Below are 18,033 nucleotides of genomic sequence, written 5' to 3' on the forward strand. Positions count from 1 at the left end.
TTAACCATCAACCTGCATACAGGCGCGCACTGACGCAATTGGGGCGCGCACCATGGACGATCTGCTGGCGGATTTCGTCGCGGAAACACGCGAGATGCTGGAGGCGAGCGAGGGCGAGATCATCGCCTGGGAAGCCGACCCGGCCGATCGCGCGCGGCTCGATACCATCTTCCGCTTCGTCCACACGGTGAAGGGCAATTGCGGATTCTTCGACTTTCCGCGTCTAGCTGGCCTCAGCCACGCGGCCGAGGACGCGCTTGCCGATTGCAGGGCAGGGCGGCGCGAACCCGACAGCGCGCTGGTCTCCGCCGTGCTCGCGATCATCGACCGGATCGCCGCGATGATCGACGCGGTCGAGGCGGGCGAGGATTTTCCCGAGGGCGACGACGAGGCGCTGATCGCCGCGCTCGCCGAGGAACCGGAAATCGAGATCGACGCGCGCGGGGAAGGCCCCGTGGCCGGAACCGCTACCGAAGCGACCCTCGCAGGCGATGAGGCTGGCGCCGAAAAGGGCGATGCGCGCTCCTCCAACGCGGCCCCAAATCCCGCGCTGCGCTCGATCCGCCTGCCGGTCGAACTGCTCGACCGGGTGATGAGCGGCGTCTCCGACATGGTGCTCGCGCGCAACGATCTTGCCCACCGGCTGCGCCAGGCCGGCAACCAGCCGACCATCGACGGCCCGTTCGAGCGGCTGACCACCATCCTGTCCGACGTGCGCGACGCGATCACGCGCATGCGGATGCAGCGGATCGAGACGCTGTTCTCCTCGCTCCCGCGGCTCGTGCGCGACCTCTCGGCCGAACTCGGCAAGCAGGTGATGATCGATCTCGAAGGCGGCGATGTCGAACTCGACCGCGAGATGATCGAGGTCGTGCGCGATCCGCTCACCCACATCATCCGCAATGCGATCGACCACGGCATCGAACCGCCCTCCGACCGGCTCGCCCGCGGCAAGCGCGAGATCGCACTCCTTTCCATCGCCGCGCGGCAATCGGGCAACACGATCTCGATCGTCGTCAGCGATGACGGGCGCGGGCTCGACGAGGAGCGGATCGCGGCAAAGGCTGTCGCGACCGGCCTCATCAGCGAGGCCGAGCGGCGCGAAATGGGCCGCGACAAGATCCTCCAGCTGATCTTCGAGCCCGGCTTCTCGACCGCCGAGACGGTCACCGGCGTGTCCGGGCGCGGCGTCGGATTGGACGTGGTGCGCCAGAATCTCGAACGCGTCGGCGGATCGATCAAGGTATCGAGCCAGCCGGGCGTCGGCACGCTCTTCACGCTCCAGATCCCGCTCACCCTCTCGATCATCGCCGGGCTGACGGTCGAAACCGGCGATCAGCGTTTCGCCATCCCGCAAAGCTATGTCGAGGAAATCGTCCATTCCTCGGCCAAGGCGCTCGATTACACCCGCATGGGCGAGACTTCGCTCATCACCTTCCGCGGCCAGCGCGTGCCGTGCCTGCTGCTCTCCGACGTGCTCGGGCTCGATTGCGGCGACGTCGCCGAGGGCGATCACACAATGGTCATGCTGCGTCTTGCGAGCGGGGACCTGTTCGCGCTCGCAGTTGACCGGATCCACAGCCATGGCGACCTGGTGGTGAAACCGCTCGCGCCCGCCGTCATGAAGAGCGGCTTTTACGCGGGCTCCACCCTGCTTGACGACGGGCAGCCGGTCCTGTTGCTCGACGTGACCAACATCGCGGGCATGTACGATCTCGTCTCGGATGCGCGCACCCGGGTGCTCAAGGCGGGGATGGACGATCTCGACCGCGCTTCGGGCGACGTGATGCGGGCGATGCTGTTCACCGATTTCGCCGGCCGCCGCTCGGGCCTGAGGCTCGAACTGGTCAAACGGATCGAGACCGCTCCGGCAAGCGCGATCGATCGGAGTGCAGGCCGCGCCCGGGCGGTGATCGACGGCGTGATCCTGCCGCTTGTCAGCCTTCCCGAAGGCCCGCTGGCGAGCGAGAAGGTCCGCCTGCTGCGCCTTTCGGACGGGGCGTGCGAACTGCTCCACGCCGTTGCCGAAGTCGACGATGCGGTCGAACTGACAGAGCCGCTCAAACCCGTTGCGGACGATCCGCTGGTCGAGGCAGTGACACTGGTCGCGGGGCAGACCGTGACACTTATCGACGGGCACGAACTCTTCGCCCGCCACGGCGAACCGCCCGAACCCGCTGCCCGCCCGCTCGCCCGCCTGCCCGACAGCGAGTGGGCGCGCACTATCCTCGCCCCGCTCGTAACCTCGGCCGGATACGCCATCGCCGAACCGAACGTCGCCGATGACAAAGTCGCTCTCACCATCATGTTCGAGGATGTCTACGAAGTCGCGGCCGCGCTCGATCGCCCGGTCGCAGGATCGGTCATCCGTCTCAGCGATCAGCCCGACGGCGGCGATCGCGAGACGATCTACCGTTACGATCGCACCGCGCTGGTCGAAGCGCTCCAGCACGCACGTGGCCGCAGCGGCAGCGCCAGCCGCAATCGGAAAGCAAACGCATGAACGACCTTTTCGTGATGACCCAGATCGCCGGGCGGCGCTGCGCACTCCATGCCCATGACGTGAGCTCGGTGATCGAAATCGGCGCGGTTACGCCGGTCCCGCGCACCCCCGCCTTCATCGCCGGGATCACCGCCATGCGCAGCCAGGCGCTGACCGTGATCGATTGCCGCCTCGCGCTCGGCTTCGACGCTCGCGAGTGGCCGACCGACCACCGCGCCGCGGTCGTCGCGGTTTCGGGCCATTCCTATGCCCTGCGCGTCGATGCGATCGAGGACATTACCACCGGTTCGGCCGAGGCGGGCCAGGTCCCCGGCGGGTTCGGGCCCGAGTGGTCGCGCGTCGCCACCGGCATGATCGAAACCGCGATCGGCCCTGCCCTGCTGCTCGATCTGGCCGCCCTCATCGCGGGCCCGGCGGTCTCGCCCGAGCTATTCGGCGCCGCGGCTTAATCCAATGCTTACCTCTTGTTCCTAGGTTCCGGTGCATCGCCACCATTGGGGGTCCAATGAAAACGTGCCTGATCGTCGATGATTCTCGGGTGATCCGGAAGGTTTCGAGGCATATCCTCGAAACGCTCGGCTTCATCGTGAGCGAGGCGGAAAACGGCAAGGAAGGGCTCGATGCCTGCGAGGCGGAGATGCCCGACGTGGTCCTGCTCGACTGGAACATGCCGGTGATGACCGGCATCGAATTCATCACCCAGTTGCGCCAGTGCCCGGGCGGCGATGCGCCCAAGGTGGTGTTCTGCACGACCGAGAACGACGTCGCCCATATCCGCGAGGCGATCTCGGCCGGGGCCGACGAATACGTGATGAAGCCGTTCGATCACGAAACGCTCCAGATCAAGCTCCAGCTGGTCGGTTTTGCATGAGCGGGGCCCCTTCACCGGCTGACCGGGGCGCGACCGCCGAGCACAAGCGGAGCGGCGAGATTCGCGGCGGCATCCGCGTGATGATCGTCGACGATTCGCTAACCGTGCGCACGATTTTCAAAAGGATGGTCGAAAGCGACCGGCAGATGGTCGTCACCGGCACTGCAAGCAGCGCCGAACGGGCCATCGTGCAATTGAAGAGCGTTCCTGCCGACGTCGTGCTGCTCGATCTCGAAATGCCGGGAATGGGCGGCCTCGAAGCCTTGCCGCAGATCCTTGCGACCTCCGACGACGTGCAGGTGCTTGTCGTCTCCTCGCTCACCCAGGACGGGGCGGAGCACACGCTCGCGGCGCTTTCGACAGGCGCAGCCGACACCATGCTCAAGCCGCGGCCGGGCGGCTTCAACGAAGACTATCGCAGCCAGCTCCTCGGTAAGATTCGCGCGCTCGGCCGTGACACGGCCGAGGCGATCGGCCTCGAGGCGGAGATCGCCCCGGCGGGCGGCCCAGCGCGCAAGGGTCCGCGTCCGGGCGAGCGGCTGCTGCGCGGAAAACGTCCCGAAGTGCTCGCGGTGGGCGCGTCGACCGGTGGCATTCACGCGCTCAACCTTATGCTGCGCGCGCTGACGCCGGAATTCGACCTGCCGATCCTCGTCACGCAGCACCTGCCCTCGTCCTTCATGCCGGTCTTCGCCCGCCAGATCGAGATCGCGAGCGGGCGCCGCACCCATATCGCCGATGACGGCACGCCGATCCGCCCGGGCGAGATCGCGATCGCGACCGGGCACGGCCACATGATGGTCGAACGGCGCGGCGACGACCTTGTCGCGCGCGTCTGCGCCGATCCGATGCCGAGCGGCTGCCTGCCCTCGGTCGACCCCATGCTCTCCAGCCTCGCCGAAGCCTGCGAGGGCCGGGTGCTCGCGGTGATCCTGTCGGGCATGGGCCGCGACGGGGCCGAGGGCGCGGCCGCCCTGCACCGCGCGGGCGGCACGATCTACGCGCAGGATGCAGAAACCAGCGCCGTCTGGGGCATGCCCGGCGCGGTCGCCAAGGCCGATCTTGCGACGCTTATCGCCCCGCCCGAAATGCTGGCCGAAGCGATCATGGCGCTGGTCCCCGCCCCGCTCGCCCGCTAGGCGGCGCAAGGGACCCGACGCATGATGGATTCCAGCCAGGCCTCTCACCAGATCGTTGCCGACCTGCTCGCCGAGCGGACCGGACAGCAATTGACCGAAAGCCGGCGCTGGCGCGTGTCGAGCGCGCTTGGCGGGGTCTTTCGCGAATACGGCATCAGCAATGTCGACCAGCTCGTCTGCCTGCTCGACGAGCCGCGCCGCCGATCGACCGACCGCGATCTCGCGACCGAAGTGGTCGAGGCGCTGCTCAACAACGAGACCTATTTCTTCCGCGACAAACCGACCTTCGACCAGCTTCCCGCCGACATCCTCCCGCTGCTCGCCGAACGGCGACGGGACACGAAGCGGCTGACCATCTGGTCGGCGGGCTGCTCGACCGGGCAGGAAGTCCATTCGCTCGCCATGATGTTCGCCGAACAGAAGGAGCGCTGGGCGGGCTGGAGCATCGACATCCTCGGCACCGATGTCTCGCACAAGGCGATCCGCGCCGCGCGCAGCGGGCTCTACAGCCAGTTCGAGGTCCAGCGCGGGCTCGGCGTCGCTCAGATGCTGCGGCATTTCGAGGAGACGCCGGCGGGCTGGCAGATCCACGAGGAAGTGCGGCGCATCACCCGTTTCCAGCAGCACAACATGCTTGGCGAGGCGCCGCTGCGCCAACCGGTCGATCTTGTCCTGTGCCGCAACGTGCTGCTCTATTTCGATCAGGACACCCGCCGGCGCGCCTTTGCCAGGCTGTCGGGCGCGCTTGCGCCGGACGGCTTCCTGATGCTCGGCGCGGGCGAGACCGTGGTCGGCCAGACCGACGCCTTCGTTCCCGCCGACAAGCGTGCGAGCATCTACATGCGCGCGCTTCCCGCGGTCCGCGCAAAAGTGCTCCAGGCGGGGTGAGGATTACCGCCGCCCTACGTATTTCCACGTGGCACGCGGCGCATGGTTTACGCTTCCTTAGCCCTTCGCCTTTACGAAAATCCGCGCGCCGCCGCGAGACCGGGCAGCGGCCGTTGCTGCGGACGATAAGGCCTGACGGGAATGACCTTGTGTCGATGAAAAGCAAGCCCCTGCGACTGACCCCGGCCGGGCTCGTGCTGGTTCCTCTCGCCGTGCTCAGCCTCGTCTTCGGGCTCATCACCATGGTCGTCATCGCGAGCGACCGTATCCAGTTCCTGTCCTCCGGCTCGCTGCTCATTTCAGGCGCGCTGGTCTATGCCGCGACGCTGGTCTTGCTCGGCAGCACGGGGATCGCCAATGTCCGCGAGTTCGAGGAGCTTTCCCTTAGCGACGGTCTTACCGATCTGCCCAATCGCAGGGCGATGATCCGCGACATCGAGGAATTTTCGCGCGGGGAGGAGGAAGTCGCGCTCGCGCTCATCGACCTCGACAGTTTCAAGGAAGTGAACGACCATTACGGCCACGCGGTCGGCGACCAGCTGATCCGCGAATGCGCGCTGGCCCTGCGCCGGGCCTGCGGGCGCGAGGCCACGTGCTACCGGCTCGGCGGGGACGAATTCGCGGCGGTTATGCACGGGCGCGTGGCCGGCACGATCCTCGAAGGGATCTGCCGCAGCCTGCTCGACACGCTGAAGAGCCCGGTCGAACTCGAAATACCCGCCGGCCGTCGCCAGTTGTCGGTCGGGGCGAGCATCGGGCTGGCCCGCTCGACCGAGGCCGAGCGGCTCGAACCCTCCGAGATGCTGCGCCGCGCCGATGTCGCGATGTCCGCGTCCAAGCGCAGTGGCAAGATGCGCTGCACCTGGTTCAACCGGACATTCGACCAGCGCCGCGAGGCGGTGCGCGAGATCGAGGACGACCTTCACCGCGCGCTCGCCGACGGCGAATTCGAACTTGCCTACCAGCCGCTCGTATCGGCGCGCGACCAGCGGATCGTCGCAGTCGAGGCGCTGCTGCGCTGGAACCGCACGCGTGGCCCCATCATCGGCCCCAATGTCTTCATCCCGGTGGCCGAGGAATCCGGGCTCATCAATCCGATCGGGCTGTGGGTCCTGCGCCAGTCGGTGGTCGACGCGCTGGGCTGGGACGACATCACCTTGTCGGTCAACATTTCCGCCGCGCAGCTGCGCAATCCCGAATTCCCGATCAAGCTCGGCGAGATCCTCGAGGAAACCGGCTTTCCCCCGCGCAGGCTCGAACTCGAAGTTACCGAAACCTGCCTCGTGCTCGACCCCGTGGTCGCGGAACGCACGCTCGACGTGATCCGCGGCTTCGGCGTGCGCATCAGCCTCGACGATTTCGGCACCGGCTACGCCTCGATCGGGTTTCTGCGCCAGTTCCGGTTCGAAAAGCTCAAGCTCGATCGCAGCCTCGTCGTGCAGGCGGGCGAGGACGATGGCAGCCGCGCGATGATGCTTTCCAGCATCGCGGTCGCCCGCGCGCTCGGCATGGGCGTGACCGCCGAAGGGGTGGAAACCGAACCCCAGGCCGATCTCGTGCGCGCCGCCGGGTGCGACCAGATCCAGGGCTGGCTCTATTACCGGGCGATGCCGGCCCGCGAAATCGACCGGCTCGTCGAAGAACAGAACGCCGATCAGGGCATGGCAAAAGCAAAAGGTAGCAACGCGGCATGAGCGCGCTCCAGGAACTCGCAGTCGATCTCGAAGCCGAACGCACCGGTGCCGCAGCGCGCAGCAACCGGCCCCGGGCCTTGTCGGACCTGGGCGCATGGTTCGGCGCGCTGTCGATCGGGCGCAAAATCTCGCTGTTCTTCTTCGTCAATCTCGGCTTCGCGCTGGTCGCGGGCGTGTTCATCATCTTCGGCTTCATTCGGCTTTCCGACCGGGCCGAGAGCATCAACGTGATCCATGACCACGCGATCGCCGCCGAACGGCTGGTGGTCGATCTGTCCCAGGCGCAGCGGCATACCGAGATGCTCGTTGCCGAGGGCGAGACGGCGCGCGCCGAGGCCGCTCTCGCCAGCCTGTCGGCGGCCGATGCGAAGGCCGGAACCTTGCGCGAAATGGTGCGCGGGACGAATGTCGCCGCGTTCGAGAAACTCGCCCTCGTCGAAGAAGGGATCGCCGATTTCCGCCGCCAGCTGGGCGTCTTCGACCGGGCCGCCAACGACGCGCGCCGCGCGAGCCGCGCGGCCGAAGTCACCGCGACCGGCGGTCTCGTTCTGAAGGAAGCGTCCGAGATGGCTGCCCTGCTCGGAGCGGATGCCGATGCAATGTCGGATTCGGGCGAGGAGCTCCTCTCCTCGCTGTTCTTCATCGTCATCGCGCTCGCCGGCGCGCTGACCGTGCTGACGCTGGTCGTGCAGCGCTATTTCGACCGCAATGTCGGCGGCACGCTGAAGGACATCACCGAGCAGATGACCAAGCTTGCGAGCGGCGATGCGAATGTGACGATCCCGGGCAAGGAGCGCCGCGACGAAGTGGGCGAGATGGCCCGCGCGCTCGAGATCTTCCACCGCGCGGGCAAGCGTCTCGAGAAACTCAGCCGCGAGCGGGCCGATCGCGCGAGGAAGGAGCTCGACGAACAGGCGCGCCTCCAGGTCCAGCAGGAGGAGGCGCGGCTCGAACGCGAGCGCGTCCTGCGCGATATCGCCGACCAGTTCGAACGCACCGTGGGCGACGTGGTGAGCGGGGTCGCCGCCGCCTCGACCCAGCTGCAATCGACATCGCGGGAAATGGCCGTAGCCGCCGAGGAAACCAGCCGCCGCACGGGCGAGGTCGCCGTCTCGATGGAAGAAGCCAATTCGGGCGCCACCGCCGCGGCCGCGGCAAGCGACGAATTCGCCATGTCGATCGGCGAGATAAGCCGCCAGGCCGCCTCTTCGGCGGAGCTTGCACGGCAGGCGACGAATTCCGCGACCGAAGCAGATGAGACCATCTCCGCGCTTGCCGACAGCGCGTTGCAGGTCGGCCAGATCGTCGAACTGATCCAGACCATCGCCCAGCGCACCAACCTGCTCGCCCTGAATGCCTCGATCGAGGCGGCACGCGGCGGAGAGGCCGGGCGCGGCTTTGCCGTGGTCGCGAGCGAGGTCAAGGAACTCGCCATGCAGACCAGCCGCGCGACCGAGCAGATCGCCGACCAGATCCGGGCCATGCAGGACACGACCGGGGCAAGCGTTTCCGCCCTGCGCGCGATCGCATCGCAGGTGCAGGAACTGGAAACCACCGCAGTCTCGATCGCGACCGCGGTCGATCAGCAATCGGTCGCCGGCCAGGACCTTGCGCGCAGCATCGACCTCGCCGCACGCGGGACCGAAAGGGTCGCGGGCCACATCGACGACGTGCGCGACCTCGCGCTTTCGACAGGTTCCGCCGCGAGCCAGGTGCTCTCGAGCGCGACCAGCCTCGAAGAACAGGCATCGACCCTGCGCGGACAGGTCAATTCCTTCCTCGCCAAGGTCCGCGCCGGCTGAACGCCTCGGCCCCGCAAGGCCCCGGGTTCAAGCGCCGCGGCAAGGTTTTGGAAAGGGTTTTCCTTTAGGAATTTCACCTAGTCACGCGTCCGCCAGGGGGAGCGCGAAGGGCTTTGGGGAAGCGCCATGAACATGATGTCTTTGCAGGAGCAGCGCGAGGAACAGGCCGTTCCCGACGTCTTTCCCGGCAGCAATGACGTGTTCGACGAGGACCTCCTCGCCAGCGAAGAGGGCGAGGCCACCGCGTATCGCCGCACCCTGCTCGAACGGATGAGCTGGTTCCGCAATCTCAGCCTCCCGGCCAAGATACACACCGTATTCGGCACCTTTTTCGCGGTCGGTTTCGCCATGGCGCTGGTACTCGGCGCCGGACTGACCGAGCTCTGGGTGCGCTACAACACCTCCGCCGACGTCAAGAACGCCGTGGTCGCATCGACCGAACTGCGCAGCACGACCGGCGAATTGCGCTACAACACCGCGCGTTTCCTGTTCGAGACCGAACCCGAAATCCTAGTGCGACAGCGCGAAAGCTACGAGACCGCGATCGCCCAAGTCGAGGCGATCGACGCGATCGTCGCCGAAAAGGCTCCCGCGATCGAGCCCAAGGTCGCCGCGATGCGCGATGACATCGTCGAATATAACGAGACCTTCGAACGCACCGTCGCCACCCTTAGGACCGAGGGCCGCAGCGAACGCGCCATCGCGCTCGCCTACGAGATCTCGGACAAGGGCGATGCGCTGTTCGACGAGGCCAAGGAATTCGCGAGCGATCTCGACGATTATGCCAAGCGGCTCGAGAAGACCGGGATCGACTACTTCTTCACCATGGTCTGCATCGTCGCCCTGCTCGGCACTTTCGCGGCGGTGGTGCTGCTGTTCGGCCTCGCCTATCTCTCGCGCGATTTCTCGCGCAAGATCACCGAGATCACGCAGGCCATGAGCAGGCTCGCACGCGGCGACCGGCGTTTCGAGATCGACGGCGCGGATCGCGGCGACGAGATCGGCGAAATGCTGCGCGCGCTGGGCAAGTTCAAGCGCGCCAGCCGCCAGCTCGAAGTCTGGGCCCGCGAACGCGCCGAACGTGCCGACGAGGAAGTCCGCACCCAGCAGGAACGCGCCCGCGAGCGCGAAGAGGCCGAAGCGCGCAAGGCGACCCTGCTCGCCGAAGTCGCCAAGCAGTTCGAACGCACCGTGGGCGATGTCGTATCCGGTGTCGCCAGCGCTTCGAGCGAATTGCAGACCACTGCCACACGCATGGCCGAGACCGCGGAAGAGGCAAGCGCGCGCACCAACGCCCTTGCGCAGAACATGGAAGAGGCGAACACCGGCGCCACCGCCGCTGCCGCGGCGAGCGACGAATTCGCGCTGTCGATCGAGGAAATCAGCCGCCAGGCGGCCTCGTCCTCCGAACTCGCCCGCCTCGCGGCCGATGCCACGACCGAAGCGGACACGACGATATCGGCGCTGTCGAGCTCGGCCGAACAGGTCGGCCAGATCGTCGAACTGATCCAGACCATCGCCCAGCGCACCAACCTGCTCGCCCTGAATGCCTCGATCGAGGCGGCGCGCGGCGGAGAGGCCGGGCGCGGCTTTGCCGTGGTGGCGAGCGAGGTCAAGGAACTCGCCATGCAGACTAGCCGCGCGACCGAGCAGGTCGCCGAACAGATCCGCGCCATGCAGGACACGACCGGGGCAAGCGTTTCGGCGCTGCGCTCGATCGCCGGACAGGTCAAGGAACTCGAAGCCACCGCCGTCTCGATCGCGAGCGCGGTCGACCAGCAATCGGTCGCGGGCCAGGACCTTGCGCGCAGCATCGACCTGGCCGCGCGCGGGACCGAGAAGGTTGCGGGCAATATCGAGGACGTGCGCGCCCTCTCGCTCTCGACCGGAGCGGCGGCGAGCCAGGTGCTATCGAGCGCCACCAGCCTGGACGAACAGGCCCGCACGCTGAGCGAACAGGTCCGCACCTTCCTCTCGCGCGTTCGCGAGGCCTGATCTCCCTTTCGCGCGCGCTCGTCCCCTGATCCCGCGGCCCGGAAAGTGCAAGAAATGGCGTGACATTCGGGCGGATCGTGAAACAATCACGACAGCTCGAATGCGGCTTTCAAAGCGCGTTCGGCAGACAGGGGAAGGAAGGCACCTTTTGGAACGTATGCGGTCGCACACCGGCAATTTCACACTTCGCACACATCTCGCCGCCCTGAAGGGAACGCTCGCAGTATCGACCGGGCTGGCGCTCGCCGCGATGTCGGCGCCCGCCCTCGCCGGGGAAGAGGTTCTGTACGAACCCGCTCCCCATTGGGTCGAGGAAATCGATGTTGCTGCAATCGAACGCGATCCTGCCAACGCACAGGTGGTGCGGGACAAGCAGGTCCGCATAGAAAGCGGGCGTCTGTGGGAATATTACGATTTCGTATTCCACATCAAATCGCTCGACGAGATGACGCGGATCGGCACGGTCACCGCTCAGTGGCTGCCGGACAAGGGCGACCTCATCGTCCACGAAATCGCCATCCGGCGCGAAGGAGAGACGATCGACGTGATCGCTGCGGGCGAAGAGATGGAAGTCCTGCGGCGCGAGCAATTGCTCGAACGCCAGATCCTCGACGGCTCGCTCACCGCAACGATGTCGGTCCCAGGCCTGCAGGTCGGCGACGAGCTGCGCGTGCGCTATTCGGTCACCAATTCGGACCAGGCGCTGGGCGAAGAAGTCCAGACCCAGACTATGCTCTGGAGAGAGCCGAACAAGCTCGCCGATTTCGGCCGGGTCGTGGTGTCGTGGGAAGACGGCCTGCCGGTCGAGTACCGCGCCGGTCCCGATTTCCAGATGTCCGAGCCGACCCTGAGCGACGGCTATCGCCGGCTCGAAGTGACCATGCCCCTGCCCGAAGCGGAGGAATATCCCATCGATGCGCCGTGGGCCTACCGGCAGCCCCCGATCCTCCAGCTCGGCACCTTCGAGGATTGGGCGGAAGTATCGAGCGTCATGGCTCCCTTTTACGCGACCGAGGGCGCGCTCGACGGACTCGAGGACCTCGCCGCGAAGATCGAGGCGATCCGCACGGGAAAGACGGGAGAGCTCGGAAGGGCGGTCGCTGCGCTGGAACTGGTGCAGGAGGACATCCGCTACCTCATGAACGGCCTCGACGGGGGCAATTACATCCCGCAGGACGTGGCAGCGACCTGGGAAAAGAAATACGGTGACTGCAAGGCGAAGACACTGATCCTCCTCGCCATACTCGACGAACTCGGGATCGAGGCGGAGCCGGTCCTCGCCTCGATCCAGCGCGGGGCGCTCGCCGAAAGCTCGTTGCCGCTGCCCGGCGCGTTCGACCACGTGCTGGTCCGCGCAAAGATCCAGGGCACGCATTACTATCTCGACGGGACCGGGATCGGGGCCAACCTCGATGTCGTCGGCAATGTTCCCCCCTTCCTCTACACGCTGCCGATCCGGCCCGAGGGCGCCGCGCTCGAAGAGATAGTGCAGGAAATCCCGATCGTGCCCGATGTCTCGGTCGAGTTCGCTCTCGACGCGCGGCTCGGCGGAGACCTGCCGATGCCTGGGACGATCACGATGAAGCTTCTCGGGGCGGGTGCGGCGCAGATGAATGCCTCGGCCGACAAGCTGACCGACGACAACAAGCGCGCCCTTGGCGGGCGTTTCGCACGTTTTGCCGGTGGCGAAGTCAATGTCATCGACATGCGGATCGAACAGGGCACGGACGATAGCGAAGCGACGGTGGTCGTTGAGGCGCTGTTCCCGAGCCTTGTCCAGTACGACGGATCGGTCGGCGAGATCGAGCCTCAGTTGCCGACGGGATCGTTCCAGTTCCGTCCCGACCGCTCGCGCCGCAAATGGCGCGACCTGCCGGTGATCGTTCCGCCGCCGCGCGGCTCGATCGGGACCTATCGCTTAACCCTGCCCGAGACGGAAGGCGAGTTCGAGATCAGGGGGGAACGCCAACTCGACATGATTGTGGCGAACCAGCGTTTCGAACGGGAAGTGACGCTGGCTGACGGCGAACTGACGATCTCGGAACGGCAGACGAGCCTCGGCGGGGAGATCGTGCCCGAGGACATCAGGGCCGAACGGCGCAAGGCTCTCGCCCTGGCCCGGACCAAGCTCAAGGTGATCGTGCCCGACGACATGCCGCGCCGATGGCGTTTTGCCCAAGGCGGAACGAAGAACGCGGACCGCAGCGAACTCGCGGGCATCGAGGACATGCTGGCGCGCATGATCGAACAGCAGCCGGACGAAACCGACCCGATCCTGCGGCGCGCCAATTTCCGCTTCGTCACCTATGATTTCGAAGGGGCCCTTGCCGACGTGAACGCGGCGCTGGAGATCGAGGCGACCGCCAAGCTCTTCCAGGATCGCGCCTATGTCCATGCCGAACTGCGCGACTTCGAAAGTATGGCAGCGGATCTCGAGGATGCCTGGCTGCTCGATCCGAACCCTGACCGCGCGATCGCGCTCGCGCGGACGCTGACCCTTGTCGGACGCACCGACGACGCGCGCGACTTGCTCGGCCAGGTGGACGGTGATGAGGAGGTGCAGCGCGCGCTCGCCTATGCACTCGCCGATATCGAAGCTCTGGAAGGCGATGGCCTCGCTGGGCTCGACCGCTTCGCGGAACTGCTGCTCGATGCACCCAATGACGGATCGGTGCTGAACGCAAAGTGCTGGTATATGGGCATCTGGCAGGTCGAGATCGCCGATGCGGTGACAACCTGCACGCGGGCGGCGAAAACAGCGAGAATACGGCGGTGGCACTCGACGGCCGCGCCATGATCTTCCTGCGTAATGAACGGCTCGATGAGGCACTTGCCGATGCCGACGCCGCGCTCGATCTCGCGCCGGACCAGACCGAAACGCTGCTGCTTCGCGGCCTGATCCTGCGGGCGATGGGGCGCAGTGAGGCCGAGGCCGATATCGCCGCCGCGCTTGCCCGCAGCCCACGAATTCGCGAGGATTACCGGCGCTGGGGGTTCGAGCTCTGAGCGCGTTGGGAGCGCCAAAGCGGCGGACGCGGCATTGCGCCCGCAAGCGTGGCCTGGGACGTCTAGGTGATCGTTCTATTGCGGGTTTTCTTCGGATCGGGCACGTTTTCGGGCAAGCTTGGACCGCTTAGCGATCATCGGGCGCGCGATCAGCCCACGCCTTGCGCAAGCAGGCACCGCCCCCCGGTTCTCACCCTGAATGTCTGGAAATACGCTGGTTGCGGGAGTTGGATTTGAACCAACGACCTTCAGGTTATGAGCCTGACGAGCTACCGGACTGCTCCATCCCGCGCCAGCGTGTTTTCCGGCGGCCCTCGCTCCTGCAACCCTGAAGTCGCGTCGCTGCGGCCGGCCGGCGGGCTCTCGGAAACTTGAAGCATCCGAAACCCTTGGCCCGAAACATCGGTCTCGGGCGGTTCTTTCCGGGCCATGACCTCGGAAAAGACGGCCTCTCGAGGAGACAAGCTCCAGAGACGCCAAAAGGGCCGACCCGAAGGCCAGCCCTTTGACTTGTGAATGGGTTTTCCCGCGCGCTCGCCGGCTACAATGCCTGGCGGCGACCTACTCTTCCGTGCCTTAAGACACAGTACCATCGGCGCAGTCCGGTTTCACGGCCGAGTTCGAGATGGGATCGGGTGGGTCACGGACGCTATGGCCACCAAGCAATGAAGCCGGCGAAGCGCGGGTTTAAATCGATGGGCCTGCCGTCAATCCGGCAAACCATTTGCAAAGGGCGTATCTGGCATCGACAATTCTCGTCATCGACGATCGGCCACGCAGGCCTCTCGTTGACAGTGCGAACTCTCAAGCGCGATCAGAACTATTAGGACCGGTTAGCTTCACGCATTACTGCGCTTCCACACCCGGCCTATCAACGTCATGGTCTATGACGGTTCGAAGATACCTAATCTTAAGGGAGGCTTCCCGCTTAGATGCTTTCAGCGGTTATCCCGTCCGTACATAGCTACCCTGCGGCACCGTTGGCACGATGACAGGTACACCAGAGGTACGTTCACCCCGGTCCTCTCGTACTAGGGGCAACTCCTTTCAAGTATCGACGCCCACGGCAGATAGGGACCAAACTGTCTCGCGACGTTCTGAACCCAGCTCACGTACCACTTTAATTGGCGAACAGCCAAACCCTTGGGACCTGCTCCAGCCCCAGGATGTGATGAGCCGACATCGAGGTGCCAAACGATTCCGTCGATATGAGCTCTTGGGAATCATCAGCCTGTTATCCCCGGCGTACCTTTTATCCGTTGAGCGATGGCCCTTCCACGAGGGACCACCGGATCACTATGACCGACTTTCGTCTCTGCTCGACTTGTCAGTCTCGCAGTCAGGCAGGCTTATGCCATTGCACTCTCGCAGACGGTTTCCAACCGTCCTGAGCCTACCATCGCGCGCCTCCGTTACTCTTTAGGAGGCGACCGCCCCAGTCAAACTACCCGCCACAGAGGGTCCCAACACCGGATAACGGTGCGTGGTTAGACATCAGAAAACAGCAGGGTGGTATTTCACCTATGGCTCCACTTGGACTGGCGCCCAAGTTTCAAAGCCTCCCACCTATGCTACACAACTCTTTCCTAATGCCACTCTGAAGCTGCAGTAAAGGTGCACGGGGTCTTTCCGTCTAACCGCGGGTACTCCGCATCTTCACGGAGAATTCAATTTCGCTGAGCATATCCTGGAGACAGTGGGGAAGTCGTTACGCCATTCGTGCAGGTCGGAACTTACCCGACAAGGAATTTCGCTACCTTAGGACCGTTATAGTTACGGCCGCCGTTTACTGGGGCTTCAATTCGGAGCTTGCACTCCTCCTCTTAACCTTCCAGCACCGGGCAGGCGTCAGACCCTATACGTCGTCTTGAAGCCGACTTAGCAGAGTCCTGTGTTTTTGATAAACAGTCGCTACCCCCTGGCCTGTGCCCCCTGAAAAGAGTTGCCTCGATTCAGGGCCTCCTTCTTCCGAAGGTACGGAGGCAATTTGCCGAGTTCCTTCAGGATACTTCTCTCAAGCGCCTTGGTATACTCTACCTGACCACCTGTGTCGGTTTCGGGTACGGTCTATACGGAGAGGCTATTTCCCGGGACTACTTGGCTGCATGCCCAATCCAATAAGGACACACAACTTCCGCAATCCGTCACACATCTCCAGGCCCACGAATATTAACGTGGTTCCCATCGACTACCCCCTTCGGGCTCGTCTTAGGGGCCGGCTCACCCTGCGCCGATTAGCGTTGCGCAGGAACCCTTGGTCTTTCGGCGAGAGGGCATCTCACCCTCTTTGTCGCTACTCATGTCAGCATTCGCACTTCCGATACGTCCAGCGTCGGTTACCCTTCGCCTTCACTCGCTTACGGAACGCTCCGCTACCGCTGCAGTAAACTGCAACCCTAAGCTTCGGTGCGTATCTTTAGCCCCGTTACATCTTCGCCGCAGGAAGCCTTATTTAGACCAGTGAGCTGTTACGCTTTCTTTAAAGGATGGCTGCTTCTAAGCCAACCTCCTGGTTGTTTTGGGCTTCCCACATGCTTTCCCACTTAGATACGACTTGGGGACCTTAGCTGTAGGTTAGGGCTGTTTCCCTTTTGACGACGGACCTTAGCACCCGCCGTCTGTCTGCCAGACAAGACTCGATGGTATTCGGAGTTTGGTTAGGTTTGGTACCGCTCGCGCAGCCCTAGCCCATCCAGTGCTCTACCCCCATCGGCATACATCTGACGCTCTACCTCAATAGATTTCGCGGAGAACCAGCTATTTCCCGGCTTGATTGGCCTTTCACCCCTAAACACAAGTCATCCGAGCATTTTTCAACATGCAACGGTTCGGCCCTCCAGTGCGTGTTACCGCACCTTCAGCCTGCTCATGCCTAGATCGCCGGGGTTCGGGTCTAATCCAACATACTCATTCGCCCTATTCAGACTCGCTTTCGCTTCGCCTACACCTAACGGCTTAAGCTCGCATGCTAGATTAAGTCACTGACCCATTATGCAAGAGGTACGCTGTCACCCCCTATGGGGCTCCAACTGATTGTAAGCATTCGGTTTCAGGTACTGTTTCACTCCCCTAATCGGGGTGCTTTTCACCTTTCCCTCACGGTACTGTGTTCGCTATCGGTCATGTACGAGTATTTAGGCTTGGAGGGTGGTCCCCCCATGTTCAGACAGGATTTCACGTGTCCCGCCCTACTCGAGGCCTTCATCATCACTTTCGCATACGGGGCTGTCACCCGCTATGGCCACACTTTCCAGAGTGTTCTGCTAGTTGAAATGAAGGCACTGGCCTGGTCCCGGTTCGCTCGCCACTACTACGGGAATCTCGGTTGATGTCTTTTCCTCCGGGTACTGAGATGTTTCAGTTCCCCGGGTTCGCTTCACCAAGCCTATATATTCAGCTCGGTGATACCTTATCCACCTCTCACCGACCATCACGAGTGATGACCGATAAGAAATGGTGAAGGTGGGTTTCCCCATTCGGAAATCGCCGGATCAAAGTTTGCTCACAACTCCCCGACGCTTATCGCAGCGTGCCACGTCCTTCATCGCCTGTACATGCCAAGGCATCCACCAAATGCTCTTACCTCACGCTTGAGAATCCACACCATCAACGACAGGCCTGCATAAAAGCCCGATCGCTTGAAGATGGTGGGAGAATTATCTCAGCCAGATAATCAATTTGATTGATTTGTGATGATATCGATCGCGTCGGACTGCGGACCCTAAGGCCCCGACCTTGACGACGATACCGCCACGGCATCGATTTAAAAACCCATTCACAATGTCAAAGAACGGCGGCAAATCCGCCTGACCCGTCCGAAGACGGGATCTGTTTTCGTTTCATCATCAGATTGCATGCCTGGTGGAGCCTATCGGGATCGAACCGATGACCCCCTGCTTGCAAAGCAGGTGCTCTCCCAGCTGAGCTAAGGCCCCTAAAAGCAATGGTGGGCCTGAGAAGATTTGAACTTCTGACCTCACCCTTATCAGGGGTGCGCTCTAACCAACTGAGCTACAGGCCCACACCACCGCGTCCGGCCAAACCTCTTTCGAGGCTGCCGCGAGGGGCGTGCGCCGGCTCAGGCAAACAGCGCTCGCTCAGCCATGATGGCCGCACTGCGCTGTATCTGATTGAT

At 64.0% G+C, this 18,033-nt stretch carries 10 protein-coding genes, 3 tRNA genes and 2 rRNA genes; 10 read left to right on the plus strand and 5 right to left on the minus strand.

Features of this window, described 5'->3' with window-relative positions:
- Positions 1–52 precede the first annotated feature (52 nt).
- From Ga0102493_RS12905 to Ga0102493_RS12950, 10 genes are all read left to right on the plus strand, one after another.
- Positions 53–2,503 (plus strand): chemotaxis protein CheA, encoded by a 2,451-nt coding sequence (locus Ga0102493_RS12905; protein ID WP_034903102.1) that lies wholly within the window; start codon positions 53–55, stop codon positions 2,501–2,503.
- Entirely contained in the window at positions 2,500–2,952 is a 453-nt protein-coding gene (locus tag Ga0102493_RS12910; RefSeq protein ID WP_034903099.1) for a chemotaxis protein CheW, read from the plus strand. The genes Ga0102493_RS12905 and Ga0102493_RS12910 overlap by 4 nt, the downstream gene beginning before the upstream one ends.
- Before the next feature lie 56 nt (positions 2,953–3,008).
- A complete protein-coding gene (locus Ga0102493_RS12915) occupies positions 3,009–3,374 on the plus strand; it encodes a response regulator (RefSeq protein WP_034903097.1) in 366 nt (121 codons plus the stop codon).
- Positions 3,371–4,513, plus strand: a complete 1,143-nt coding sequence (cheB, locus tag Ga0102493_RS12920) for a chemotaxis-specific protein-glutamate methyltransferase CheB (protein ID WP_236922228.1) — start codon at positions 3,371–3,373, stop codon at positions 4,511–4,513. The genes Ga0102493_RS12915 and cheB overlap by 4 nt, the downstream gene beginning before the upstream one ends.
- A 21-nt stretch (positions 4,514–4,534) precedes the next feature.
- Positions 4,535–5,401 (plus strand): CheR family methyltransferase, encoded by an 867-nt coding sequence (locus tag Ga0102493_RS12925; protein WP_069297546.1) that lies wholly within the window; start codon positions 4,535–4,537, stop codon positions 5,399–5,401.
- Positions 5,402–5,556: 155 nt separating this feature from the next.
- Entirely contained in the window at positions 5,557–7,095 is a 1,539-nt protein-coding gene (locus tag Ga0102493_RS12930; RefSeq protein ID WP_236922229.1) for a putative bifunctional diguanylate cyclase/phosphodiesterase, read from the plus strand.
- A complete protein-coding gene (locus Ga0102493_RS12935; protein ID WP_051697870.1) occupies positions 7,092–8,897 on the plus strand; it encodes a methyl-accepting chemotaxis protein in 1,806 nt (601 codons plus the stop codon). Before Ga0102493_RS12930 ends, Ga0102493_RS12935 begins: the two co-directional genes overlap by 4 nt.
- Before the next feature lie 126 nt (positions 8,898–9,023).
- Entirely contained in the window at positions 9,024–10,892 is a 1,869-nt protein-coding gene (locus Ga0102493_RS12940; RefSeq protein WP_069297547.1) for a methyl-accepting chemotaxis protein, read from the plus strand.
- Between the two features lie 157 nt (positions 10,893–11,049).
- Positions 11,050–13,689 carry a DUF3857 domain-containing protein gene (locus tag Ga0102493_RS12945; RefSeq protein ID WP_034903084.1) on the plus strand — a complete coding sequence of 880 codons (2,640 nt, stop codon included), beginning with the start codon at positions 11,050–11,052 and terminating at the stop codon, positions 13,687–13,689.
- Positions 13,665–13,898, plus strand: a complete 234-nt coding sequence (locus Ga0102493_RS12950) for a hypothetical protein (RefSeq protein WP_034903083.1) — start codon at positions 13,665–13,667, stop codon at positions 13,896–13,898. Before Ga0102493_RS12945 ends, Ga0102493_RS12950 begins: the two co-directional genes overlap by 25 nt.
- A 215-nt stretch (positions 13,899–14,113) precedes the next feature.
- Here the strand turns inward: Ga0102493_RS12950 and Ga0102493_RS12955 are convergent.
- The 5 genes from Ga0102493_RS12955 to Ga0102493_RS12975 all read right to left on the minus strand — a co-directional run bounded on the left by Ga0102493_RS12955 (position 14,114) and on the right by Ga0102493_RS12975 (position 17,919).
- Positions 14,114–14,190 (minus strand) — tRNA-Met (locus tag Ga0102493_RS12955).
- A gap of 256 nt (positions 14,191–14,446) precedes the next feature.
- A 5S ribosomal RNA gene (gene rrf, locus Ga0102493_RS12960) occupies positions 14,447–14,561 on the minus strand.
- A 140-nt stretch (positions 14,562–14,701) separates the two neighbouring features.
- A 23S ribosomal RNA gene (locus Ga0102493_RS12965) occupies positions 14,702–17,491 on the minus strand.
- Between the two features lie 266 nt (positions 17,492–17,757).
- Positions 17,758–17,833: transfer RNA gene (locus Ga0102493_RS12970), tRNA-Ala, on the minus strand.
- 9 nt (positions 17,834–17,842) lie between these two features.
- Positions 17,843–17,919 (minus strand) — tRNA-Ile (locus Ga0102493_RS12975).
- Between the last annotated feature and the right edge of the window lie 114 nt (positions 17,920–18,033).

The organism is Erythrobacter litoralis, assembly GCF_001719165.1.
GTDB lineage: Bacteria > Pseudomonadota > Alphaproteobacteria > Sphingomonadales > Sphingomonadaceae > Erythrobacter > Erythrobacter litoralis.